The following is a 24,076-nucleotide window of genomic DNA, read 5'->3' on the forward strand; positions in this document are numbered from 1 at the left end:
AAGCTGATCCAGATCGTGTTCGGCCTGTCCATCGCGTTCGCCGCGTCCTCGTTCTTCCTGTCGTTCTTCAGCTTCTCCGGAGGGGCCGTCGTATGAGTAAGGCCACCGATCTTCCGGGCTTTGAAGTGCCGCTGCATCGCTCGCTGACCGAGCCGATCCTGCTGGGCGGTGCGCCGCGCACCGTGGCGATTGCCAACGGCACGCTAGCCGCCGCCGTCGGGCTGGGCCTGCAACTGTGGATTCCCGGCGTGGTGCTCTGGATCGTCGGCCACTCGCTGGCCGTATGGGGTGCGCGCGTCGATCCGCAGTTCATGCAGGTCTTCGCGCGGCATATCAAACACCGCCCGCTTCTGGACGTGTGAGGGGAGGACGCCATGCTGAACCTTGCCGAATATCGTCAGCGCCCGGCCTTGCTTGCCGACTGCTGCCCTGGGCCGGGCTGGTCGCGCCGGGCGTTGTGCTGAACAAAGATGGTTCGTTTCAACGCACGTTCCAGTTTCGCGGCCCCGACTTGGACAGTGCGACACAGGGCGAGCTGATTGCCACGTCGGCGCGCGGCAGAACAACGCGCTTCGCCGTACCGGGTCTGGCTGGGCCTTCTATATCGAGGCCGAGCGGATGCGGGCATCGAGCTATCCGCAATCCTCCTTTCCCGAACCACTGTCCTGGCTGGTGGATGAGGAGCGACGCGCGGCGTTCGAGGAGTCGGATGGCCATTTCGAGAGCGTCTATCACTTCACGTTGCAACACCTACCGCCGCAAGAGTCTCGCGCCCGTGCGGCTGGGATGCTGTACGAGAACCGGCCCACTGAGGTGTGGACTGGCGTGGTCGGCTTGATTCCTTCGTGGCAGAGACCGATCGCGTGTTCGACCTGCTCGATGGTGTGATGCCGGAGATTGCCTGGCTGGACGATAGCCAGACGCTGACCTACCTGCATGCCACAGTCTCCACGCGGCGCTATCGCGTCGGCGTGCCCGACGTGCCGTTCCATATCGACGCACTGCTGGCCGATGCCGCGCTGGTCGGCGGCCTGGCGCCCATGCTGGGCGATCAGCACCTGCGCGTGGTGTCGGTACGAGGCTTCCCGACCTCGACCTGGCCGGGGATCTTGGACGACCTCAACCGCCTGGGCTTTGCGTATCGCTGGAGTACGCGCTTCCTGTGCCTGGACAAAGCCGAGGCGGAACGGGAATTGGGGCGCTTGCGGCGCCAATGGTTCGCCAAGCGCAAGAACGTCATCGCGCTGCTGCGCGAAACGATCTTTCAGCAGGAAAGCCCGCTGGTCGATACCGATGCCAGCAACAAGGCCGCCGACGCCGATGCCGCCTTGCAGGAGCTGGGCAGCGATCAAGTCGCCTTCGGCTACCTCACCGCCACGGTGACGGTGCTCGACGCCGACCCGGCCGTGGCCGACGAGAAGCTGCGCATGGTGGAGCGCGTCATCCAGGGCCGGGGTTTCGTGACCATCCCCGAAACCCTCAACGCAGTCGATGCCTGGCTGTCGTCCGTCCCCGGCAACGCATACGCGAACGTGCGTCAGCCCATCGTTTCGACGCTGAACCTGGCGCACATGATGCCGATGTCAGCGGTATGGGCTGGGCCGGAGAAGAACGAACACCTCGATGGCCCGCCGCTGATCGTCACCCGCACCGATGGCGCGACGCCGTTCCGGCTGGTGACGCACATCGGCGACGTGGGGCACACCCTTGTCGCCGGGCCGACCGGCATGGGCAAGTCGGTGCTGCTCGCCATATTGGCCATGCAGTTCCGGCGCTACTTCGGCTCGCGGATCTTCGCCTTCGACATGGGGCGCTCGATGCGCGCCACCATCCTCGGCCTTGGCGGTGAGCACTACGACCTCGGTGCCGATGGCGGCATCGCCTTCCAGCCACTCGCGCGAATAGCCCACGAGGGCTACCGCACCTGGGCCGCCGAATGGGTGGAGGGCCGGCTGCTGCACGAAGGCGTGACGGTCGGCCCGGACGAGAAGGCTGCCATTTGGTCGGCGCTGCGAAGCCTTGCCGGTGCGCCAGTGGAGCAGCGCACCATGACCGGCTTGTCGGTGTTATTGCAGTCCAACGCGCTGCGCCAAGCGCTCGCGCCCTATGTGTTGGGCGGCGCCCACGGCAAGCTGCTGGACGCTGACCACGACCGGCTGGGCATGGCCGACGTGCAGGGCTTTGAGATGGAAGAACTGATGCACAGCCCGCCGCCGTGCAAGCAGTGCTGCGCTACCTGTTCGCCCGCTTCGACGAACGTTTTGACGGCGCGCCCACGCTGCTGATCCTCGATGAAGCGTGGCTGTTCCTCGATGAGCCGTCCTTCGCGCCCGCATCCGGCAATGGCTCAAGACGCTCAGAAAAAAGAACGTCAGCGTCATCTTGCCACGCAGTCGCTGGCCGACATCAAGGACTCGACCATCGCGCCAGCCATCATCGAAAGCTGCGCGAGCAGGATCTTCTTACCTAACCCGCAGGCCACCGAGCCGCAGATTCGCACGATCTACGAAGGCTTCGGCTTGAACAGCCGCCAGATTGAGATCGTGGCGACCGCACAGCCCAAGCGCGATTACTAACTACCAGTCGCGCCTCGGCAATCGCCTGTTCGACCTCGACCTGGGGCCTGTCGCGCTCGCATTCGCGGGCGCATCCACCCCTCAAGACCAACGCGATATTGACCGCGTGCTGACGCAGGCCGGCGCTCCCGGCTTCGCCGGCGCGTGGCTGCGCCATCGCGGCCTCGGCTGGGCCGCCGACCTGCTGCCGTCCGCTCCGGCCGGCAGCTTCCTTTCTCGCTTCTCAACCGCTGGAGGTTTCACCATGAAGACCAAGCCCCGTTTGCTCTCTGTCTCACTCGCTGCCGTGCTGTCGTATCGCTGCTGGCCGTGCAGCCCGCATCCGCGCTGACGGTGTTCGACCCGTCCAACTTCGTGCAGAACACGCTGACCGCCGTGCGCACGCTGGAACAGATCAACAACCAGATCAACCAGCTTCAGAACGAGGCGCAGATGTTGATGAACCAGGCCAGGAACCTGGCAAATCTCGACTTCAACATCGTCAACCGCCTGCGCTCGACGCTCGCCACCACCGAGCGCCTGATCGCCGAGGCGCGCGGCTTGGCCTACGACGTGCAGAGCATGGATGCCACGTTCGCCCGCCTGTACCCGGAACAGTACGCCGCCACCATCAGCGGCGACCGCATGGCACAGGACGCCCGCGAACGCTGGCAGAACACCTTGAACGGCTTGCACACCGCGATGCGGATGCAGGCGCAGGTGTCGCAGAACCTCGCCCAAGACGAAAGCGCGCTGGCCGATCTCGTGAGCCAGAGCCAGTCGGCCACCGGCGCGCTGCAAGCGATGCAGGCGACGAACCAGCTCCTGGCTTTGCAGGCCAAGCAGTCGATCCAGGCGCAGCAGCTCCAGATCACGCAAGACCGGGCCGCTTCACTGGAACTGGCGCGGCAAGCGGCGGCTATGGAGCGCGCCCGCGAAGTGCGGCGGCGCTTTCTGGGCACCGGCACGCCGTACACGCCGCAGTCCGTCAACTTCTATAACAACTGACCGGAGGCGGCCATGCGATGCGCTTCCGTCCTGATGGCCGTGCTGCTGACCGCGTGCGGCCAGCAGCCGGCCGAGAACCTGGCCGACGCCCTGGCCGCAGATCCGGTGCGGCTCAAGGCGTTGCGCGGGCAATGCGCGGCCGACCGGCAGGCCGTGGGCGAGGATGCCTGCCGCGCCGCCGCTGAAGCCTTCCGGCGGCGCTTTCTTCGCCGGCCATACCGGGCCGGATGAATACAACTCGCTGGCTGAACTCCCGCCGATTCCGCCGAGCTTCGATACGCCCGCAGATGAATTGCCAGAGGGCGCCGTTCCGCTCACTCCGCCCGAGGATTCGCCATGAACGACGTGACCATCATCGACCGTTTCCTCGATACGTTCTCGCGCTACATCGACTCGGGCTTCGGCTTATTGCAGGGCGAAGTGGCATTTCTCACCGCCACGCTCATCGTCATCGACATGACGATCGCTGGCCTGTATTGGGCCATGAGCCACGCCACCGGCCAGGGCGACGACGTGATCGCCAAGCTGCTGCGCAAGGTGCTCTGTGTCGGCGCGTTCGCCTACATCATCGGCAACTTCAACTGGCTGGCGAGCATCGTGTTCCGCTCGTTCGCCGGCTTGGGAATTACCGCTACCGGCTCGGCCATCACGATGGAGAACTTCCTTCAGCCGGGCCGGCTGGCGAAGACCGGCATCGACGCAGCCGCGCCGATTCTGGAACAGATCGGGGACATGGCTGGGTTCCCCGAGGTGTTCGTGAACATCGACCCTATCGTGGTTCTGTTCATCGCCTGGCTGGTGGTGATCCTCTGCTTCTTCGTGCTGGCCGTACAGCTTTTCATCACGCTGATCGAGTTCAAACTGACTACGCTCGCCGGCTTCGTCTTGATCCCGTTTGCACTCTGGAACAAGACCTCGTTCCTCGCGGAAAAGGTGCTAGGCAACGTGGTGTCGTCAGGCATCAAGGTCTTGGTGCTGGCCGTCATCGTCGGCATCGGTTCAGGCCTGTTCGCCGAGTTCCAGGTGCATCCCGACGAACCATCCATCGACCACGCGCTGGTCGTGATGCTGGCCTCGCTCGCGCTGCTGGCGCTGGGCATTTTCGGCCCCGGTATCGCCACCGGCCTGGTGTCCGGTGCGCCACAGCTTGGTGCGGGCGCGATGGCTGGTGCTGCGGTCGGGGCTGTCGGCACCGGCGTTGCCATCGGCGCCGCCGTAACGGGCGTGGGCGGCGCCGTCATGGCCGGGGCACGAATGGCCCCGGCGGCCGCAAAGCTGGCCGGTGCCGGTGCGCGTGCCGCGACTTCGGCGGCCGGCAGTGCCCGATCGGCGTTCCAGGCCGGTTCCGCTGCGGCCGGCGGCGGTGCCAAGGGCGCGGCGGCTGGCCTCGGCAATGTCGCCAAGACTGGCGCACAAGCCGCAGGCCGCAGCGTCACCTCTGGTGCTTCCGCTGTTGGGCAGAAGGTGGCCGACTCCTTCCGCGCTGGCTGGAACGGCACAGAAGCCGGCAGCGACGGTGCTGGCCCCGGCCAGACCGCAGACGGCACCGCAGGCTCGCAGAAGCAAGAGCAACCGGCCTGGGCCAAGCGGATGCACCGCCGCCAGCAGGCTACCCATGCCGCGACCACTGCCGCCCACACGCTGCGCGGCGGCGACGGCGGCGGCTCCGGGCAAGGCCCGAGCCTGCGGGATTCCGATACCTAACCTTCAAGGAGAACACCCATGCGATTCAAACGACCGCAGGTGCGCTACGCCGATACGCCGCAGCCTGCCACCCCGTATCAAGCCGCCGCCCAGGTGTGGGACGACCGTATCGGCTCCGCCCGCGTGCAGGCGAAGAATTGGCGCCTGATGGCCTTCGGCTGCCTAGTGCTCGCGCTGTTGATGGCCGGCGGCCTGGTGTGGCGCTCGGCGCAGTCCATCGTGACGCCCTATGTCATCGAGGTCGATCAAGCCGGGCAGGTGCGCGCCGTGGGAGAGGCCGCCACGCCGTACCGGCCCGGCGACGCGCAGATCGCGCACCACCTGGCGCGCTTCGTGACGCTGGTTCGCTCGCTGTCCATCGACCCCATCGTGGTGCGGCAGAACTGGCTCGATGCCTACGACTACACCACCGACAAGGGCGCGGCGGTGCTCAACGACTACGCCCGCACCAATGACCCATTCGCCCGCATCGGCAAGGAATCGGTAACGGTGCAAATCACCAGCGTGGTTCGCGCGAGCGACACGTCTTTCAACGTGCGCTGGACAGAGCAGCGCTATGTCAACGGTGCGCCCGCCGGCACCGAACGCTGGAACGCCGTGCTTTCGACCGTCCTGCAAACCCCGCGTACTGAACAGCGCCTGCTCAAGAACCCATTGGGTATCTACGTCAACGGCCTGTCATGGAGCCGCGAACTGGATTCTTCCGAAGGAGCCAAACCATGAAACTTCGTTTCCGCCTTTACGTTGTTCCTTTGACGCTGCTGGCCCTCGCGGGCTGCGCCTCGCAGGGGAAGCCGCCGCCATCCATCTCGCTCGACGAGACGGTGCTGGCCCAGCCGTTGCCCGAACCGCCCAAGCCCGTCGAAGTCGTCGCCGTCCCTGAACCGCTGGCGCTGCCGGCGCAGTTGAAGCCCCTGCCGGAACTCGATGAGGCCCCCGTTGCGCCGGAGCCGGCCGACGAAAAGGTGCGCGTTTCCCGTGCCAATGCAGAAGCGCGTATCGCGCCTACCCGTGAGGGCTACGTCAACGCGATTCAGGTGTGGCCGTTCACCGATGGCGCGCTTTATCAGGTCTATGCGTCGCCGGGGCGCGTGACGGTGGTTTCGCTTCAACCGGGCGAGGAACTGGTAACGGTCGCCGCCGGCGATACCGTGCGCTGGATCGTGGGCGACACGTCCAGCGGCGGCGGGGCCGATCTGCGCGTCAATGTGCTGGTCAAGCCTATCCGCTCCGGTCTGAAAACCAATCTCGTCATCACCACCAGTCGGCGCACCTACCTGCTGGAGCTGACCTCGACCGAGAGGGCATGGATGGCGTCGGTGTCCTGGGACTATCCGAAAGACCGAATGCTCGCGTTGCAGCGCCAGGCGCAGGCAGCGCAGGCAACAACGCCTGTCGATACGGGCCTGTCGCTGGACAAGATCCGCTTCCGCTACGCGGTATCGGGCAGCAACCCGCCGTGGAAGCCTCTGCGCGCCTTCGATGATGGAGAGAAGGTCTATATCCAGTTCCCGCCGGGCATCGCCCAGGGCGAGCTGCCGCCGCTGTTTGTCATCGGCGCGCAGGGCGACGGGCAACTGGTGAACTACCGTTTTCGCTCGCCGTACTACGTCGTGGATCGCCTGTTCGGCGCGGCCGAACTGCGGCTGGGCGGCGATGGCGGCGACGTGGTGCGGATCGAGCGCACCGATGGTGTTGCACGGAGGAACTGACCATGAGCCAGGATGACACTCCCGACCTTGCCGCGCCGCAGGCGGACAAGGTGGCGCCGGAGGCAGTGGCGCTGCGCGCCCAGCCGCGTCCAGTCACACGCCTGAACCGGCGCTCGCTGGCCATCCTTGCCGGCGTCCTAGCGGTCGCCGTGCTCGGCGCGCTGATGTGGTCGCTGCAACCTCATCGACGCAGCACAGGCGAGCAGACCGAGCTTTACAACGTCGATCGCGTGTCAAAGTCGGAAGGACTGGATGCGCTGCCGACGGACTATTCCAAGCTGCCGCCGGCGTTGCTGCCTGCCGTTCCCGAACTAGGGCCACCGCTGCCGGGCGATCTTGGCCCGGCTATCGTGAAGTCGCAGCAACCGGCGACGGCTGCCTACGCGGCCCCCGGTCACGACCCGAACGATGCCCTGCGAAAAGAAGCCGAGGCGGCCGCGGCCTCGTCCGTGTTCTTCCGCTCGGGTGGGCAGAATGCGGCGCCGGTAGCGCAGACACAGGTGGCCGCTGCGCCGGGCTTCGCCGCCAATGCGGCGTTTGACCCGCTGGCGGCCGGGCCGGCCTCCACGGCGGCCCAACCTGCTGACCCGACAGCGGTGCAAAACCGGCAAGACCAGAAAGAGGCTTTCATGAAAGCTGGCCCCACTGAAACCCGTAATTCCGGCAATCTGACTCTGCCAATTTCGCCGTATCAGGTTATGGCCGGAACAGTGGTCGCAGGTGCCTTGGTGACGGGCATCAAGTCGGACTTGCCCGGCGACGTGATCGCCACGGTGACGGAGCCGGTCTATGACACAGCCACCGGGCGCTTCCTGCTGATTCCGCAGGGTTCGCGCATCCTGGGCAAATACAACAGCCAGGTCAGCTACGGGCAGAGCCGCGTTCAAGTCGTCTGGAACCGGATCATCCTGCCGGACACGTCTTCGCTCACGCTCGACAACCTGGCCGGCACCGACCCAGCCGGCTATGCCGGGCTGGAGGACGATGTGGACTACCACTGGGGCCGCATCTTTGCCGGTGCGGCACTCACCACGCTGCTGGGCGTCGGTGCCGAGCTGGCCGCGCCGGAGAACCGGCAGGATGGTGATCGCGTCATCATCGCTGGGCGCGACAGCGCGCAGGACAGCATCAATCAGGTCGGCCAGGAGATGACCCGGCGCAACCTCAACATCCAGCCGACCTTAACGCAACGGCCGGGCCTGCCGGTTCGCATCATCGTCAACCGGGATCTGGTGCTGCGGCCGTACCAGCCGCTGTTCTTCAACCGGGGGACTTCACGATGAGCACGACCAAGAAGCTGCGGCTCGGCCCGCTGCCGAAGACCGAGAGCACCAAGCTGACTTTCGTTTGCCCGACCAGCTTGAAAGTCGACCTCGACCGCTACGCCGCGCTACACGCGCAGGCGTATGGCGAGGCCGTTGATGCGGCGACGCTGATCCCGCATATGCTGGAAGCGTTCATGGCGGGGGATCGAGGATTCAGGAAGGGCACGGCGACCCGCAGCACACCACCGAAGCCGCCATGATTGCACCGCATGCTATTCAACGGCATCCATCGAACGCGCAGCCCAGGCTGCGCGTTCTTCATTCTGGATGCCGCCGAGCCTGTTGGGCTATGATGATGCGACAGGCCCGCCGTTCCTCGGCAATCCAGCACTACACAGTGCGATGCGGCTTTCTCTCCCAACGCTCCTATGTCGCTCCTAGCCGACAACGCCGCTCTTCTTCTAAGCGGCCCCGAAAGGAGCTAACCTACTGTCCCATATACGGTTTCAAGTCCTTCTTGATTTGCGCGAAAGAATTGACACCGGCACTTTTTTGCCCCGATCGCCATGCAGCCTGCGGACAATAGGTTTAGTCTTGCCCCTTTCATTTGACGAGCATCAAGCGGGCGAGAGCCTGGCTCTGTCAGACTTGGGCGCTATTGCCGCAGGACGCAGAATTCATGTCGACGAACCACCGTTCTTCCCGCATTTTCGCTGTTTCCCTCTTGATTCTGTTACTCGCCGCTGGTGGCTTCGGCTACTGGAAGTCGCTCCAGGATCGCCTGCCGGAAGGCCTGAGCATGGGCAATGGCCGTCTCGAGGCCACCGAGGTGCAGATCGCCAGCAAGATCCCCGGACGCCTGGCGGAAGTGCGTGTCAACGAAGGCGACAAGGTGCTCCAGGGACAACTGCTGGCCCGCATGGACACCCGCACCCTGGAGGCCCAGCGCAACCAGGCCGAGGCCGAAGTGCTGCGGGCGCGGGAAAACCTGTCGGCCGCCGAAGCCAACGTCCAACTGCGCCAGAGCGAGCAACTGCTGGCCAACCAGGAGCTCAAGCGCTCCCAGGAACTGTTCCGCCGCGGCTTCGCCAGCCAGCAGATCATCGATCAACAACAGGCTCGGTTGAACACCGGAAATGCCGCCGTACAGGCAGCCCAAGCCCAGGTTGCCGCGGTCAAGGCCGCTGTTGGCGCCGCCCAGGCCCAAGTTGCCCAGCTCACCAGCGAGATCGACGACAGCAGCCTGCGGGCGCCCATCGACGGCATCATCCAGCTGCGCCTGGCCGAGCCCGGCGAAGTCCTGGGGGCCGGCGGCCGGGTGCTGCTGCTGATCGACCCCTACGATCAATACATGAACCTCTATCTGCCGGCCTCGGTGACCGGTCGCCTGACCGTTGGCGATGAGTCGCGAATCCTCCTCGATGCTCTGCCCAACCAGCCACTGCCGGCGAAGATCAGCTTCGTCGCCGCCAAGTCCCAGTTCACCCCCAAAGAAGTGGAAACCCGAGACGAGCGCCAGAAGCTGGTGTTTCGGGTCAAGGTGCGCCTGACTCAACCTGCCGCCGTGCCCCAGGCCAAGCCGGGAATGCCCGGTGCCGGTTATGTGCGCACGGCTCCCGTGGACTGGCCGGCTAACCTGAAATGAGCGGCCTGGCGCTGCAAGCCAGCGGCATTGGTCATCGCTACGGCTCACAGCAGGCCCTGATCGATATCAGCTTCAACCTGCCAGCGGGCACCCGCTGCGGTTTGATCGGGCCCGACGGCGCCGGCAAGTCCAGCCTTCTGGGCTTGATCGCCGGGGTCAAGAAGCTCCAGCAGGGTGAGCTGGAGGTGCTCGGCGGGGCGATTTCCCAGCGCCGTCACCGCCGCAGTCTTTATCCACGCATCGCCTTCATGCCCCAGGGCCTGGGGGGCAACCTGTACCCCGACCTGTCCATCAGCGAAAACATCCGCTTCTTCGCCACCCTGTTCGGCCTGCCCCGTGACGAATGCGAACAGCGCATGCACAGCTTGCTGCTGGCCACCGACCTGCTGCGCTTTGCCGAGCGTCCGGCGGGCAAGCTGTCCGGCGGGATGAAACAGAAACTCGGCCTGTGCTGCGCATTGATCCATGAACCGGACCTGCTGATTCTCGACGAGCCCACCACCGGGGTTGATCCGCTGTCCCGGCGGCGCTTCTGGGAACTGGTGGAAGACGTGCGCCAACAGCGTCCGCAACTGACCCTGCTGGTGGCCACCGCCTACATGGAAGAAGCCGAGCAGTTCGAACACTGCCTGATGCTCGACAAAGGCCGGATGATTGCCCAGGGCCTGAGCCAGGAACTGGCGAAAGTGACGACCAGCGGCAAGCTGGATGACGCCTTCACCCACTTCCAGGGCGACACGGGCCATGACAATCAACCGCTGGTCATCCCGCCCCGCTCCGGCGACAACCACGACATCGCCATCGAGGCCCACGAACTGACCCTGCGCTTTGGCGACTTCACCGCGGTCAATAAAGTCAGCTTCGCCATCGGACGCGGAGAAATCTTCGGCTTCCTCGGTTCCAACGGCTGCGGCAAGACCACCACCATGAAGGTCCTCACCGGGCTGATGCCCGCCACCGAAGGCAGCGCCAAACTGCTGGGCAACCCGGTGGACGCCAAGGACCTGGCCACCCGCAAACGGGTCGGCTTCATGTCCCAGAGCTTTTCCCTGTATGGCGAGCTCAGCGTGCGGCAGAACCTGGACCTGCACGCCCGCCTGTTCGATTTGCCGCCGGCGGAAAGCAGCCCGCGCATCGAGGAACTGATCCAGCGCTTCGATCTCGGGGCGATTGCCGAGCAACAGTCCGGCGCCCTGCCCCTGGGCCTGCGCCAGCGCCTGTCCCTGGCAGTGGCGGTGCTGCACCGTCCGGAAGTGCTGATCCTCGACGAGCCCACTTCCGGGGTCGACCCGGCCGCCCGTGACGACTTCTGGCGCCTGCTGATCGAACTGTCCCGGGAACAGGGCGTGACCATCTTCCTCTCCACTCACTTCATGAACGAAGCCCAGCGCTGCGACCGCATTTCGTTGATGCACGCCGGCAAGGTACTGGCCTGTGATACGCCCGCGGCGCTGCAACAGCAGTTTGCCGGCGACACCCTGGAAGCCGCCTTTGTCCGCTGCCTGGAAGAAGCTCAAGGCGCCGCAGATACAGCGCCAGCGCCGCCTCCGGCGGCAGCCGCCAGCCACGCCATCGCCCCTCCACGCTCGGGCCTGAGCCTGGCCCGGCTGCTGGCGGTGGCCACCCGCGAAGGCAAGGAACTGCTGCGGGACAAGGTGCGCCTGGGTTTTGCCCTGCTGGGGGCGATCTTCATGATGGTGATCTTTGGCTACGGCATTTCCCTGGATGTGGAAAAGCTCGCCTTCGCCGTCTACGACCAGGACCAGACGCCGCAAAGCCGCGCCTACCTGGAGGCTTTTCGCGGCTCACGCTACTTCGAGGAAAAACCGAGCATCCGCAGCGCCCCTGAACTGCACCGACGCCTGCAACGTTCGGAGATCAAGCTGGCCCTGGAGATCCCGCCCGGCTTTGGCCGCGATCTGTATGCCGGGCGCCAGCCGACAGTGGCCGCCTGGCTGGACGGCGGCATGCCGTTTCGCGCGGAAACCAGCCGCAACTACGTCGAGGCGGTACACCAGGCCAACCTCGAACTCCTGGCCGAACACAGCAGCCCGGCACTGAACTCAAGGCCTGCCGCCAAGCTGGAAACGCGCTTTCGCTACAACCAGGACGTGGTCAGCGTCAACGCCATCGGGCCAGGGGTCATGGCGCTGATCCTGGCGTTCATTCCGGCCATGCTCACCGCCCTGGGTATCGTTCGCGAGAAGGAACTGGGCTCGATTACCAACTTCTATGCCACGCCCCTGACCCGCCTGGAGTTTCTCCTGGGCAAGCAGGCGCCCTACCTGGCGGTGAGCCTGATCAACCTGGGCTTGCTGGTGGCCATGAACCGCTGGTTGTTCGGCGTGCCCTTCAAGGGCAGCGGCCTGACCCTGGCCCTGGGCGGGGTGCTCTACGTGCTGGCCACCACCAGCATGGGCCTGCTGATCTCGGCCTTCACCCGCACCCAGATCGCGGCGATCCTCGGCACCATGATCATCACCAGCCTGCCGACCATCCAGTTCTCCGGATTGATCGTGCCGCGCTCGTCCCTGGATGGATCGGCGGCGATCATGGGCCAGCTGTTCCCCGCCGGGCACTTCCTCGACATTGCCGTCGGCACCTTCACCAAGGCCCTGGACCTGCGTGAGCTCTGGCCTCAATGCCTGGCCCTGATCGGGTTCTTCCTTGGCTTCACCGGGCTCAGCCTGGTCATGTTGAAAAAGCAGGAGGTCTGATGAACCGGCTCGCCCATATCCTGCGCCTGGGGTTCAAGGAGCTCACCAGCCTGCGCCACGATAGTGTCCTGCTGCTGTTCCTGTTCTACGCCTTCACCGTGGCCATCTACCTGCCAGCGGCCGGCTCGGTCATCGGCGTGCACCATGCCAGCGTGGCCCTGGTGGACGAGGACCACAGCCCACTGTCGCGACAGTTGGCAGAATCCCTGCAACCGCCGGAGTTCCAGGTCCCGGCCGCCCTGCCCTACGACCAGCTGGACAACGTCATGGACAGTGGCCAGTACACCTTCGTGATCAACATTCCCGCCAACTTCCAGAGTGACCTGCTGGCCGGCCGCCAGCCGGCGGTGCAGGTCAACGTCGACGCCACCGCCATGAGCCAGGCGTTCATGGGCGCCGGCTACATCAGTCGGATCTTCCAGCGTGAGCTGCTCAACTATGCCAATCAGGCGGATACCGCGAGCAAGGCCCCGGCCCTGCTGACCACCCGCGCCCTGTTCAACACCAATCTGCAAGGCGGCTGGTTCCTGGCGGTGATCCAGATCGTCAACAACATCACCATCCTGGCCATCATCCTCACCGGCACCGCGCTGCTGCGCGAACGCGAGCACGGCACCCTCGACCACCTGCTGGTGCTGCCGCTGACGGCGCTGGAAATCATGCTGGCGAAGGTCTGGAGCAACATGCTGGTGGTGGTGCTGTGCACCTGGATATCACTGGAAGTGATCGTCAAGGGCGTGCTGGGCGTGCCGCTGGCGGGCTCGATGGGGCTGTTCCTGATGGTCACGGCGCTGTATCTGTTCGCCAGCACCGCCCTGGGAATCTTCCTCGCCACCCTGGCCCGTTCGACCCCGCAATTCGGCCTGCTGGCGATCCCGGTGATCATTCCGATGCTGCTGCTGTCCGGCGGCAGCACACCGTTGGACAGCATGCCGCAGTGGCTGCAATGGGTGATGCAGGGCTCGCCATCCACGCACTTCGTCAGCCTCAGCGCGGCGATCCTGTTTCGTGATGCGGGAGTCAGTGTGGTCTGGCCCGACCTGCTGGCCCTGGCGACGATCGGCCTGTTGTTCTTCACCATTGCCCTGGCGCGCTTTCGCAAGAGCCTGGCCTCGTGAGCCACGCCTTGTAGGAGCCGGCTTGCCGGCGAAGGGGCCTCAGCCCTGTATCGCCCTCTCGGACGTCTTCGCTGGCAAACCGGCTCCTACAGCGGGCGGGTCTATTGGATGATCAGGTTGTTGAACAACAGGTCTTCCACCACCGGCTTGCCGGTTTCATCGTTCATCACCTGTTGCACCTGCTTGAGGGCTTCCTGGCGCAGCTTTTCCTTGGCCTCGACGTTGTTCATGGTCTCGGTGGTCTGCTGGGCAAACAGCGCCACCAGCTGATTGCGAATCAGCGGCTCATTGGCCTTGACCGCCTGGGCCGAGGCATCGCCAGTTACTCGCAGGGCCACATCGGCCTTGTAGACCTTGAGCTTGGGGCCGCCATCCAGGCCGTAGTTGCCGACAAAGGGCGGGCTCAGGCTGATGTAGCTGACTTTCGGTGCTTCGCCTTCTTTGGCCTCTTCGGCCACCGCTGCCATCGGCAGGGAGAGGGCCAGCAGCAACATGATCCACGCTTTCACAATTCGCTCCTTAATCCGGTTTGCGGCCTAGCATAAAGGCCCGCCCGCCTGAGCCCAAGCACAAGCTTATGGCTGCCCATCAGGGCTGGGCATGCTCGTTGACCGCCTGATTCACACTCCTACACTTATCGGCCACCAACCCCAAAGGAATAGCCCTGATGAAAGCCGTGCTGTGCAAAGCCTTCGGCCCCGCCGAAACACTGGTGCTGGAAGAGGTCGCAAGTCCCGTGCCGAAGAAGAACGAGATCCTCCTGGACGTGCATGCCGCTGGGGTGAATTTTCCGGACACCCTGATCATCGAGGGCAAATACCAGTTCAAGCCACCCTTCCCCTTCTCCCCGGGTGGCGAAGCGGCCGGGATCGTCAGTGCGGTGGGCGAGAAGATCAGCCATCTCAAGGTCGGTGAGCGGGTCATGGCCCTGACCGGCTGGGGCAGCTTTGCCGAACAGGTGGCGGTGCCGGGCTACAACGTGCTGCCGATTCCCGCCGCCATGGACTTCAACACTGCCGCCGCTTTCAGCATGACCTACGGCACCTCGATGCATGCCCTCAAGCAGCGCGGCAACCTGCAGCCCGGTGAAACCCTGTTGGTGCTCGGCGCCTCGGGCGGAGTCGGACTGGCGGCGGTGGAAATCGGCAAGGCCATGGGCGCCCGGGTGATCGCCGCCGCCAGCAGCGCGCAAAAGCTCGCCGTGGCCAAGGCCGCCGGCGCTGATGAACTGATCAACTACAGCGAAAGCAACCTGAAGGACGAGGTCAAGCGCCTGACCGATGGCAACGGCGCCGACGTGATCTACGACCCGGTGGGCGGCGACCTGTTCGATCAGGCCGTGCGCTCCATCGCCTGGAATGGCCGCCTGCTGGTGGTGGGCTTTGCCAGCGGACGCATTCCCGAATTGCCAGTGAACCTGGCACTGCTCAAGGGCGCGGCGGTGGTTGGCGTGTTCTGGGGCTCCTTCGCTCAGCGCCAGCCTCAGGACAACGCGGCGAACTTCCAGCAGCTGTTCGGCTGGTTCGCCGCGGGCAAGCTCAAGCCGCTGGTATCCCAGGTCTATCCTCTGACGGCAGCTGCCCGGGCCATCGATGATCTGGGGCAGCGCAAGGCGGTGGGCAAGGTGGTGGTGCAAGTCCGCTGAGCCTGTGGCGGCCCCGGGAAAATGCTTCGGGCCCTGTTGTCCCGGGGATTTTCGTCTTCACTGATGGACAGGCTCGCCGCACCGCTGCGGCGAATCCCTTGCCAACCCGAGGACGAATGATGAGCACGATGCTACGCAAACTGTTACTGGGGCTGCTGGCCCTGCCCGGACTGATCATCGGCGCCCAGGCGCCGGCTCAGGCCGATGCCAATGGGCTGCGCAACGCCACGGTACTGATTGTCCGCCACGCCGAGAAACCGGACCAGGGCAGCGGCCTGAGCCCAAGGGGTGAAGAGCGTGCCCAAGCCTACGCCAGGTATTTTGACCCGTTGCAACTGGACGGCCAGAGCCTGGTGCCTCAGCGTCTGATCGCCACCAGCGATACGCCGGACAGCGCGCGGCCACGGCTGACCCTGGAACCCTTGGCCCAGCGTCTGAAGCTCGGTATCGAGCAGCCCTATGCCGACAAGCAGGTGGACAAGCTGGTCAAATCCCTGAGCAAGGACAATCAGGCCCAGGTGCTGCTGATTGCCTGGCACCACGGCAAGATCTTTCAACTGATCAATGCTTTTGGCGGCGACGCCCAAGCCCTGGTCGGAGCCAAGTCCTGGCCGGAATCGGTGCGGATTTCGGAGCACCGTGACCGGCCGTTTCGGTTGATCGTGACCGGTCATTTCGCTAACGCGTGACCGCTCATTTCGGTAGCAACGTGACCGATTTTCCGCCTGTTCCGAAACAGGTGGTCACGGCTTACCGAAATCGCCGGTCACGACTTAGCGAAAGCCTTCCCCTTCGTTGCGCATGACCTGATGCGCCGCCATCCTCGACCGATTTCGGGAGAGGAAGATGGCGGCGCCGCGAGTAGCCATGCGAAACATCAAAGAATGTCTGCGCCTCAAGTTTGAGGCCGGCTTGTCCCACGAGAAGATTGCCCGTGCCTTGCAGCTGTCCAAGGGCGTGGTTAGCAAGTACATCGCGGCGGCGCGGGTGGCCGGGCTGGACTGGCCGGCGCTGGTGGCCATGGACGAGGCCGCGCTGGCGGCCGCCTTGTTTGCACCGACGTCGACGAACAAGCCGCGCGGTGAGCGAGTGCTGCCCGATGTGCTGAGCATCCACCGCGAGTTGCGACGCAAGGGCGTGACCTTGCAGCTGCTGTGGGAGGAATATCTCGCCGCGCATGCGGGCCAGCCGACCTACCGCTACACCCAGTTCGTCGAGCACTACCGGCGCTACGCCCAGACGCTCAAACGTTCGATGCGTCAGCTGCACCGTGCGGGCGAGAAGCTATTCATCGACTATGCCGGGCCGACGCTGCCGGTGGTCGACCCGGCCACCGGCGAAGTGCGCCGGGCGCACATCTTCGTCGCCGCCCTGGGCGCCTCGAATTACACCTATGCCTGCGCGACGCCAGGCGAAACCCAGGTGGACTGGCTGACCTCGCTGGGCCAGGCTCTGACCTACTTTGGCGGCGTGCCGGAAATGGTTGTGCCGGACAATCCGCGCGCCCTGGTCGCCCAGCCGGATCGCTACGAGCCGGGCCTGAACCGGGCCACGCTGGAGTGCGCGCGTCATTACCAGACGGTGATCCTGCCGGCACGGCCACGCAAGCCTCAGGACAAGGCCAAGGCCGAGGTGGCGGTGCAGGTGGTCGAGCGCTGGATCATGGCGCGGCTGCGCCATCGGCAGTTCTTCAGCCTGCATGCGCTTAACCAGGCCATCGCCGAGCTGCTGGAGGATCTGAATCGGCGCCCGTTCAAGCGGCTCGATGGCTGCCGGCGCGACTGGTTCGAGCGCCTGGATCGCCCGGCCTTGCGAGCGCTGCCGGTGCATCCCTACGAGGTCGCCACCTTCAAGCGCTGCAAGGTCAGCATCGACTACCACATCGAGGTCAATGGCAGCTTCTACAGCGTGCCCTCCGCCCTGGCCCGGCAGAACGTGGACGTGCGACTGACGGCACACACCCTGGAAGTGCTGCATGGCAACCGGCGGGTGGCCAGCCACCTGCTGCTGGGGCGACGCGGCGCTTACAGTACCCAGCGCGAGCACATGCCCGCGGCGCACCAGGCGCATCGCGAATGGACGCCACAACGCCTGCTCGACTGGGGCGCGCGGATCGGCCCCTACACGCGCCAACTGATCGATCACCAACTGACCCACAAGCCGCACCCGGAGATGGGCTACCGCGCCTGCCTCGGCCTGCTCTCGCTGGCCCGGCGCTATGGCAATGCACGCCTGGAAGCCGCTGCCGAACGTGCCGTACACCTGCGCGCCTTCACCGGGCGCAGCGTGCGCAACCTGCTCCAGCAAGGCCTGGATCAACAGCCGCTGCCCCAGCGTGCCGCCGAAACGACCTTACCCGGCGACCACGAGAACGTCCGTGGCGCCGACTACTACCAACCCCCGCAACAGGAGCTGTTCGATGATGCCGCAACACACCCTGAATCAACTGCACCAGCTACGCCTGGACGGCATGGCCCGCGCCCTGGAAGAGCAATGGACGCTGCCGGCCAGCCACAGCCTGAGCTTCGATGAACGCCTCGGCCTACTGCTCGACCGCGAACTGGCCTGGCGTGACAACCAGCGCCTGGTACGGCTGCGCAAGAAGGCCAAGCTCAAGTACGCCAACGCCTGCCTGGAAGATCTCGACCGCCGCACCGGACGCGCCCTGGACGAGCGTCTGATCGCCACCCTGGCCAGTGGCGACTGGATCCGCCAGCAGCACAACCTGCTGCTGACCGGCCCGACCGGTGCCGGCAAAACCTGGCTGGCCTGCGCCCTGGGCAACCAGGCCTGCCGCCAGGGCTATAGCACCCTGTACCTGCGCACCCCGCGCCTGCTGGAACAACTGCGCATCGCTCATGGCGACGGCAGCTTCGGCCGTACCCTGCAACAGCTGGCAAAGGTCGACGTCCTGGTGCTGGACGACTGGGCGCTAGCCCCGCTGGAGGAAGGAGCCCGGCATGACCTGCTGGAGGTGATCGACGACCGCGCTGGCAGCCGCTCCACCATCCTGACGAGCCAACTGCCCATCGAGCACTGGCACGGCTGGATCAACGACCCGACCCTGGCCGATGCCATCCTCGACCGCCTGGTGCACAACGCCTACCGACTGACGATGAAAGGCGAGTCGCTGCGCCGAAAAAAAGCCGAGGAACAAGCCGCATCGTGACCGATGCGATTACAATCCAGAACCCGCGCAACCGGGGTGGAAGCACCGGTCACGTATTAGCGAAACGCTCGGTCACGTTCACCGAAATCCGCAGAATCGGTGTACGACTGGCTGATAGTGCTGCGCTTCGACGACCACGGAAAGTTGCGTAAGGCCCACAGCCAGAAGATTCAGGAGCACCTGCTGCCGGGCGACGGCAGTTGAGCCGGCTCAAGCCGAAGCCACGGCCCCTGAAGACTTGCAGCGCTTGAGCCGCGCCTCCAGATTGCGATCCGGCATGGCATGGCTGCGCAGGGCCTGGACCGTCTGCTCGACATAATCGCGGGTGGTGCCATAACGCCCGCAAGCGCTCTCGAACACCTGGCTCAGCACATGATCCGGCAGATTGCCGGCATAGCTGGGCAGGTGCCGCTCCAGCACGAATCCCAGGGCCTGGACCTGGCTACCATCCTCAAGACGGCAGTTGAGCCAGTGCGGACGGTAAGAGGGATAAGGCATTTCACGTTGCCACAGGGCATACAACGAGGCGTCCAGATGCTCCTCCGGCAGCCGGTAGGCGAAGCCGCTGCAGGAGCCGCCACGATCCAGGCCGAACACCAGGCCCGGCATTTCCGGCGTGCCGCGATGCTCGTGTGACCACAGATACAGACCGCGATGATAGCCATGCACCCGTCCGCGCATGCGCTCGACCGCCGAACACTCCGGGCGCCAGATCAATGAACCGTAGGCGAACAGCCAGACCGGACCACCCTTGTGCCGGGCCATGGTGGATTGCATGGAACTGCGAAGTTGTTCGTGGGTCAGCTGCGGCCCCAGATCGAGCCGCGGAGGGTAAGCCAGATTCAGATAACTGGATTCAAGGGCTGTCATGGCGAATAGCGTTCGGCTCCCCGCGTAAAAGAAGTTACTTAATAGAACGCCTGGAAGTAACTGCAAGACACATAAGTTTCAAGGCAAGTTAAGTGCCACTAGAGCAGCACTCAAGTTGGAGGCTTATATATAACCTACCGGTATTTATTTAATTAGATAAATACCGATGGGCTATATACAGAGTTATAACGGACAGCCCCGACCAGATGCAGTCAGGGGCGCGGAGCGTAGGCGAACACGTCGGCCCGCATCTGATGAGCGTCCATCCCGGCATTCACCAGCGCGTCCAGGGTGGCGTAGATCATGGCCGGCGAGCCGCTGGCATAGACGTGCACCGCCGACAGATCGGTGATGTCCTCGCACACCGCCTCGTGCAGCATGCCGCAGCGTCCCTCCCAGCCGCACAGGTCGCTGACCACCTTGTGCAGGTACAGGTTGGGCAACTGCTGCCATTCATCCCAGTGTTCCAGCTGGTAGAAGTCCTCTGGCCGACGCACGCCCCAATACAGGTGCACCGGGTGCTTGAAGCCCTTGGCCCGGCAGTGCTCGATCAGGCTGTGCATCTGCGCCATGCCGGTCCCGGCGGCGATCAGCACCAGCGGACCGTCCGGCAGCTCGGCCAGGTGGGTATCGCCGAACGGCATCTCGACCCGCGCAATGCGCTCGCGTTGCAGCTGCTGCATCAGGCTTTGCGCACTGTTTTCGCGCACCAGCACGTGCAACTCCAGGTCCCGCCCGCAATGGGGCGCCGAAGCCAGGGAGAACGCCGACTTCTCGCCGTTATCGCGTTCCAGCATCAGGTACTGGCCAGCGTGATAGCGGGGTGGCTTGCCGGCCGGAGCCCGCAGCCTGACCCGCCAGACATCGCCGCCGACTTCCAGGCATTCAGTGAGCTGACACGACAGGCTGCGCACCGGCAACTCTCCCAGCGCAAGGACGCCATCCCACAGCACGATGCAGTCTTCCAGCGGCTCTGCAATGCAAGTGTAGAACTCGCCGTGATCACGCACATCGCCGGCTTGCTGCACGCTGCCCTCCACCAGCAGCGCCGCACACACATGGCAGTTGCCATTGCGACAGCTTTGCGGGCATTCATAGCCCAGGCGCCGCGCCGCATCGAGAATCCGCTCGCCGGGCAGCGTCTCAAGCACCGCTCCGGAGGGCTGCAAGGTTACACGCATCAATCTATTCCTAACTGATTCCAGATGGCATCGATCCGGCGGGTGACCGCCTCATCCTTGACGATGACCCGGCCCCACTCTCGGGTGGTTTCTCCGGGCCACTTGTGAGTGGCGTCGAGCCCCATCTTCGAACCCAGGCCGGATACCGGCGAGGCGAAGTCGAGGTAGTCGATCGGGGTATTGTCGATCATCACCGTGTCGCGCTTGGGGTCCATGCGCGTGGTGATGGCCCAGATCACATCGTTCCAGTCCCGGGCATTGATATCGTCGTCGGTGACGATAACGAACTTGGTGTACATGAACTGTCGCAAAAACGACCAGACACCCAGCATCACGCGCTTGGCGTGCCCCGGGTACTGCTTCTTCATGGTCACCACCGCCATGCGGTAGGAGCAGCCCTCGGGTGGCAGGTAGAAGTCGGTGATCTCCGGGAACTGCTTCTGCAGGATCGGCACGAACACTTCGTTCAGCGCCACGCCGAGGATCGCCGGCTCATCCGGTGGCCGCCCGGTATAGGTGCTGTGGTAGATCGGCTTGATGCGATGGGTGATGCGCTCCACGGTGAACACCGGGAAGCTGTCGACTTCGTTGTAGTAACCGGTGTGGTCGCCGTACGGACCTTCATCGGCCATTTCACCGGGGTGAATCACCCCTTCGAGAACGATTTCCGCGGAGGCCGGAACCTGCAGGTCGTTGCCGCGGCACTTCACCAGCTCGGTGCGGTTGCCCCGCAGCAGGCCGGCGAAGGCGTATTCGGAAAGGCTGTCCGGCACCGGGGTCACCGCGCCGAGAATGGTTGCCGGGTCCGCGCCCAGGGCCACGGACACCGGGAACGGCTGGCCCGGGTGCTTCTCGCACCACTCGCGGTAATCCAGCGCGCCGCCACGGTGGCTCAACCAGCGCATGATCACCTTGTTGCGGCCAATCACCTGCTGGCGATAGATGCCCAGGTTCTGCCGGTCCTTGTTCGGCCCCTTGGTCACGGTCAGGCCCCAGGTGATCAGCGGCCCGACGTCACCGGGCCAGCAGGTCTGCACCGGCAGCATGCCCAGGTCGACGTCGTCGCCCTCGATCACCACTTCCTGGCACACCGCATCCTTGACCACCTTGGGCGCCATGGAAATGATCTTGCGGAAGATCGGCAGCTTGGACCAGGCATCCTTCAAGCCCTTGGGCGGCTCCGGCTCCTTGAGGAAGGCCAGCAACTTGCCGATCTCGCGCAGCTCGCTGACCGCATCGGCGCCCATCCCCAGGGCCACGCGCTCGGGGGTGCCGAACAGGTTGCCGAGCACGGGAATGTCGTAACCGGTGGGGTTTTCAAACAGCAGGGCCGGGCCTTTGGCGCGCAAGGTGCGATCGCAGACCTCGGTCATTTCCAGCACTGGGGACACCGGGACCTGGATGCGCTTGAGTTCCGAGCGCTGTTCCAGGCCGCTGATAAAGTCGCGCAAGTCGCGATACTGCATGCGTGAGCCTCGTTTTCGCCGTGGCATTCGGGGCAGGCAGTTTAGCGCCGAACCCACAGGTTCAGAATAGAGAATGTCAGATAGCAAAAAGCCGGGTTTCCCCGGCTCTTGCTGGCCTGATCGATTTACTTGCGCTTCATCGACAGGAAGAACTCATCGTTGGTCTTGGTCTGTTTCAGCTTGTCGACCAGGAACTCGATGGCAGCGACTTCATCCATCGGATGCAGCAGCTTGCGCAGGATCCACATGCGCTGCAGCTCGTCATCGGCAGTCAGCAGCTCTTCACGGCGAGTGCCGGACTTGTTGATGTTGATGGCCGGGAATACGCGCTTCTCGGCAATACGGCGGTCCAGGGGCAGCTCCATGTTGCCGGTACCCTTGAACTCTTCGTAGATCACTTCATCCATCTTCGAGCCGGTTTCAACCAGCGCGGTAGCGATGATGGTCAGCGAGCCGCCTTCTTCGATGTTGCGCGCGGCGCCGAAGAAACGCTTCGGTTTCTCCAGGGCGTGGGCATCGACACCACCGGTCAGGACCTTGCCGGAGCTCGGGATCACGGTGTTGTAGGCACGGGCCAGACGGGTGATGGAGTCCAGCAGGATCACCACGTCCTTCTTGTGCTCGACCAGGCGCTTGGCCTTCTCGATCACCATCTCGGCCACTTGCACGTGACGGGTTGGCGGCTCGTCGAAGGTGGAAGCAACCACTTCGCCACGCACGGTGCGCTGCATCTCGGTCACTTCTTCCGGACGCTCGTCGATCAACAGCACGATCAGATGAACTTCCGGGTTATTGCGCGTGATGTTCGCCGCAATGTTCTGCAGCATGATGGTCTTGCCCGCCTTCGGCGGAGCAACGATCAGACCGCGCTGGCCCTTGCCGATCGGCGCGCACAGGTCGATGACACGGCCGGTCAGGTCTTCGGTGGAACCGTTGCCGGCTTCCATCTTCATGCGCACGGTCGGGAACAGCGGCGTCAGGTTTTCGAACAGAATCTTGTTCTTGGCGTTCTCGGGACGGTCGTAGTTGATGGTATCGACCTTGAGCAGCGCGAAGTAACGCTCGCCTTCCTTGGGAGGACGGATCTTGCCAACGATGGTGTCACCGGTGCGCAAGTTGAAGCGACGGATCTGGCTTGGCGAGACGTAGATATCGTCCGGGCCGGCCAGGTAGGAGGCGTCGGAGGAGCGAAGGAAGCCGAAGCCGTCCTGGAGGATCTCCAGCACGCCATCACCGGAGATTTCCTCACCGCTTTTCGCGTGCTTTTTCAGCAGGGAGAAAATCACGTCCTGCTTGCGCGAACGGGCCATATTTTCTATGCCCATCTGTTCGGCCAATTCGAGCAGTTCGGTAATCGGCTTTTGCTTGAGTTCAGTCAGATTCATATAGGAATGACGTAATCATTTATAGAGGGGGGAAATTAAGCTTTTGGCTTAATGAGGCCGCGCCGCGGAGAAGGCGACAGGATCGCGTACTTATTCGAAAAGGAGAGCGTCGGCGACGGCTTGCAGGGGGCACTGGAGAAACCAGTGCGGGGCCGAATGTAACACCTGAGTTTCGGAGCGTCTAGCCCTCGATCACGAAAAAGCCCCGCATTTTGCGGGGCTTTTCCAGGGCACTGAAATCGACGCTTAGATGTTGGCGTCGAGGAAAGCGGCCAGTTGCGACTTGGACAGTGCGCCGACCTTGGTGGCCTCGACATTGCCGTTCTTGAACAGCATCAGAGTCGGGATGCCACGCACACCATGCTTGGCCGGGGTTTCCGAGTTTTCGTCGATGTTCAGCTTGGCAACGGTCAATTTGCCTTTGTAGGTTTCAGCAATTTCGTCCAGAACCGGAGCGATCATCTTGCATGGGCCGCACCACTCAGCCCAGTAGTCGACCAGTACAGCGCCTTCGGCTTTGAGTACGTCGGTCTCGAAGCTGGCGTCGCTGACGTGTTTGATAAGATCGCTGCTCATGGAATTCTCCAGGTTGTAAGCAAAAAAACGTGGCCCATCATATCTGCCCTTCCCGCGTTC

Annotated in this window: 20 protein-coding genes and 3 pseudogenes; 17 read left to right on the forward strand and 6 right to left on the reverse strand. The window is 64.2% G+C overall.

The features are described 5' to 3' along the window. Positions 1-92: 92 nt before the first annotated feature. The 12 genes and pseudogenes from BLV47_RS21845 to BLV47_RS21905 all read left to right on the forward strand — a co-directional run bounded on the left by BLV47_RS21845 (position 93) and on the right by BLV47_RS21905 (position 13,724). The gene (locus BLV47_RS21845; protein ID WP_003092280.1) at positions 93-362 is read left to right on the forward strand and encodes a VirB3 family type IV secretion system protein; all 270 of its coding nucleotides are present in this window, start codon (positions 93-95) and stop codon (positions 360-362) included. Positions 363-374: 12 nt separating this feature from the next. Next, positions 375-2,824 (forward strand): annotated as a pseudogene (trbE, locus tag BLV47_RS21850) (conjugal transfer protein TrbE). Positions 2,825-2,876: 52 nt separating this feature from the next. Then, the gene (gene trbJ, locus BLV47_RS21855; RefSeq protein ID WP_143038306.1) at positions 2,877-3,563 is read left to right on the forward strand and encodes a P-type conjugative transfer protein TrbJ; all 687 of its coding nucleotides are present in this window, start codon (positions 2,877-2,879) and stop codon (positions 3,561-3,563) included. A gap of 12 nt (positions 3,564-3,575) precedes the next feature. Continuing rightward, positions 3,576-3,903 (forward strand): annotated as a pseudogene (locus tag BLV47_RS21860) (hypothetical protein). Further along, positions 3,900-5,267, forward strand: coding sequence for a P-type conjugative transfer protein TrbL (gene trbL / locus BLV47_RS21865; protein WP_001000746.1), 1,368 nt, complete (start codon positions 3,900-3,902; stop codon positions 5,265-5,267). The pseudogene BLV47_RS21860 and the gene trbL overlap by 4 nt, the downstream one beginning before the upstream one ends. Positions 5,268-5,285: 18 nt before the next feature. After that, on the forward strand, positions 5,286-5,990 hold the full coding sequence (gene trbF / locus BLV47_RS21870) for a conjugal transfer protein TrbF (protein WP_001211312.1): 705 nt from the start codon (positions 5,286-5,288) through the stop codon (positions 5,988-5,990). Continuing rightward, complete coding sequence (trbG, locus tag BLV47_RS21875; protein WP_000776560.1) at positions 5,987-6,979, forward strand: P-type conjugative transfer protein TrbG; 993 nt, start codon at positions 5,987-5,989, stop codon at positions 6,977-6,979. Before trbF ends, trbG begins: the two co-directional genes overlap by 4 nt. Positions 6,980-6,981: 2 nt before the next feature. Next, positions 6,982-8,262 (forward strand): TraB/TrbI/VirB10 family type IV secretion system protein, encoded by a 1,281-nt coding sequence (locus BLV47_RS21880; protein ID WP_003092274.1) that lies wholly within the window; start codon positions 6,982-6,984, stop codon positions 8,260-8,262. Beyond that, complete coding sequence (locus BLV47_RS21885) at positions 8,259-8,504, forward strand: DUF2274 domain-containing protein (protein WP_000108283.1); 246 nt, start codon at positions 8,259-8,261, stop codon at positions 8,502-8,504. Before BLV47_RS21880 ends, BLV47_RS21885 begins: the two co-directional genes overlap by 4 nt. A 419-nt stretch (positions 8,505-8,923) precedes the next feature. Then, on the forward strand, positions 8,924-9,889 hold the full coding sequence (locus tag BLV47_RS21895; protein ID WP_092317408.1) for an HlyD family secretion protein: 966 nt from the start codon (positions 8,924-8,926) through the stop codon (positions 9,887-9,889). After that, a complete protein-coding gene (gene rbbA, locus BLV47_RS21900; RefSeq protein ID WP_092317411.1) occupies positions 9,886-12,606 on the forward strand; it encodes a ribosome-associated ATPase/putative transporter RbbA in 2,721 nt (906 codons plus the stop codon). Before BLV47_RS21895 ends, rbbA begins: the two co-directional genes overlap by 4 nt. Continuing rightward, complete coding sequence (locus BLV47_RS21905; protein WP_092317414.1) at positions 12,606-13,724, forward strand: ABC transporter permease; 1,119 nt, start codon at positions 12,606-12,608, stop codon at positions 13,722-13,724. Before rbbA ends, BLV47_RS21905 begins: the two co-directional genes overlap by 1 nt. A gap of 101 nt (positions 13,725-13,825) precedes the next feature. Here BLV47_RS21905 and BLV47_RS21910 read toward each other — a convergent pair whose 3' ends face one another. Continuing rightward, on the reverse strand, positions 13,826-14,233 hold the full coding sequence (locus BLV47_RS21910) for a flagellar basal body-associated protein FliL (protein ID WP_092317417.1): 408 nt from the start codon (positions 14,231-14,233) through the stop codon (positions 13,826-13,828). A 158-nt stretch (positions 14,234-14,391) separates the two neighbouring features. Between BLV47_RS21910 and BLV47_RS21915 the strand changes: the two genes are divergently transcribed. The 5 genes and pseudogenes from BLV47_RS21915 to BLV47_RS35655 form a co-directional block, all read left to right on the forward strand. Further along, a complete protein-coding gene (locus BLV47_RS21915) occupies positions 14,392-15,369 on the forward strand; it encodes an NADPH:quinone oxidoreductase family protein (protein WP_092317420.1) in 978 nt (325 codons plus the stop codon). Between the two features lie 119 nt (positions 15,370-15,488). Next, positions 15,489-16,058 carry a flagellar basal body-associated protein FliL gene (locus BLV47_RS21920; protein ID WP_244168943.1) on the forward strand — a complete coding sequence of 190 codons (570 nt, stop codon included), beginning with the start codon at positions 15,489-15,491 and terminating at the stop codon, positions 16,056-16,058. A gap of 157 nt (positions 16,059-16,215) precedes the next feature. Then, positions 16,216-17,901 (forward strand): IS21 family transposase, encoded by a 1,686-nt coding sequence (gene istA, locus BLV47_RS21925; protein ID WP_062838241.1) that lies wholly within the window; start codon positions 16,216-16,218, stop codon positions 17,899-17,901. Further along, entirely contained in the window at positions 17,789-18,538 is a 750-nt protein-coding gene (gene istB, locus BLV47_RS21930; RefSeq protein ID WP_062838242.1) for an IS21-like element IS1474 family helper ATPase IstB, read from the forward strand. Before istA ends, istB begins: the two co-directional genes overlap by 113 nt. 84 nt (positions 18,539-18,622) lie before the next feature. Then, positions 18,623-18,742: pseudogene (locus BLV47_RS35655) on the forward strand (flagellar basal body-associated protein FliL); the annotation flags it as partial. A 6-nt stretch (positions 18,743-18,748) separates the two neighbouring features. Here BLV47_RS35655 and BLV47_RS21935 read toward each other — a convergent pair. The 5 genes from BLV47_RS21935 to trxA all read right to left on the reverse strand — a co-directional run bounded on the left by BLV47_RS21935 (position 18,749) and on the right by trxA (position 24,016). After that, entirely contained in the window at positions 18,749-19,408 is a 660-nt protein-coding gene (locus tag BLV47_RS21935; RefSeq protein ID WP_092317423.1) for a gamma-glutamylcyclotransferase, read from the reverse strand. A 212-nt stretch (positions 19,409-19,620) separates the two neighbouring features. Further along, positions 19,621-20,589, reverse strand: a complete 969-nt coding sequence (locus tag BLV47_RS21940) for a CDP-6-deoxy-delta-3,4-glucoseen reductase (RefSeq protein ID WP_092317426.1) — start codon at positions 20,587-20,589, stop codon at positions 19,621-19,623. After that, positions 20,589-22,055 carry a 4-hydroxy-3-polyprenylbenzoate decarboxylase gene (gene ubiD / locus BLV47_RS21945; protein ID WP_092317429.1) on the reverse strand — a complete coding sequence of 489 codons (1,467 nt, stop codon included), beginning with the start codon at positions 22,053-22,055 and terminating at the stop codon, positions 20,589-20,591. The genes BLV47_RS21940 and ubiD overlap by 1 nt, the downstream gene beginning before the upstream one ends. 125 nt (positions 22,056-22,180) lie before the next feature. Continuing rightward, entirely contained in the window at positions 22,181-23,440 is a 1,260-nt protein-coding gene (rho, locus tag BLV47_RS21950) for a transcription termination factor Rho (RefSeq protein ID WP_016967176.1), read from the reverse strand. A gap of 246 nt (positions 23,441-23,686) precedes the next feature. After that, complete coding sequence (gene trxA, locus BLV47_RS21955; RefSeq protein WP_060841651.1) at positions 23,687-24,016, reverse strand: thioredoxin TrxA; 330 nt, start codon at positions 24,014-24,016, stop codon at positions 23,687-23,689. Positions 24,017-24,076 lie beyond the last annotated feature (60 nt).

This window comes from Pseudomonas saponiphila (assembly GCF_900105185.1).
GTDB classification, from domain to species: Bacteria; Pseudomonadota; Gammaproteobacteria; order Pseudomonadales; family Pseudomonadaceae; genus Aquipseudomonas; species Aquipseudomonas saponiphila.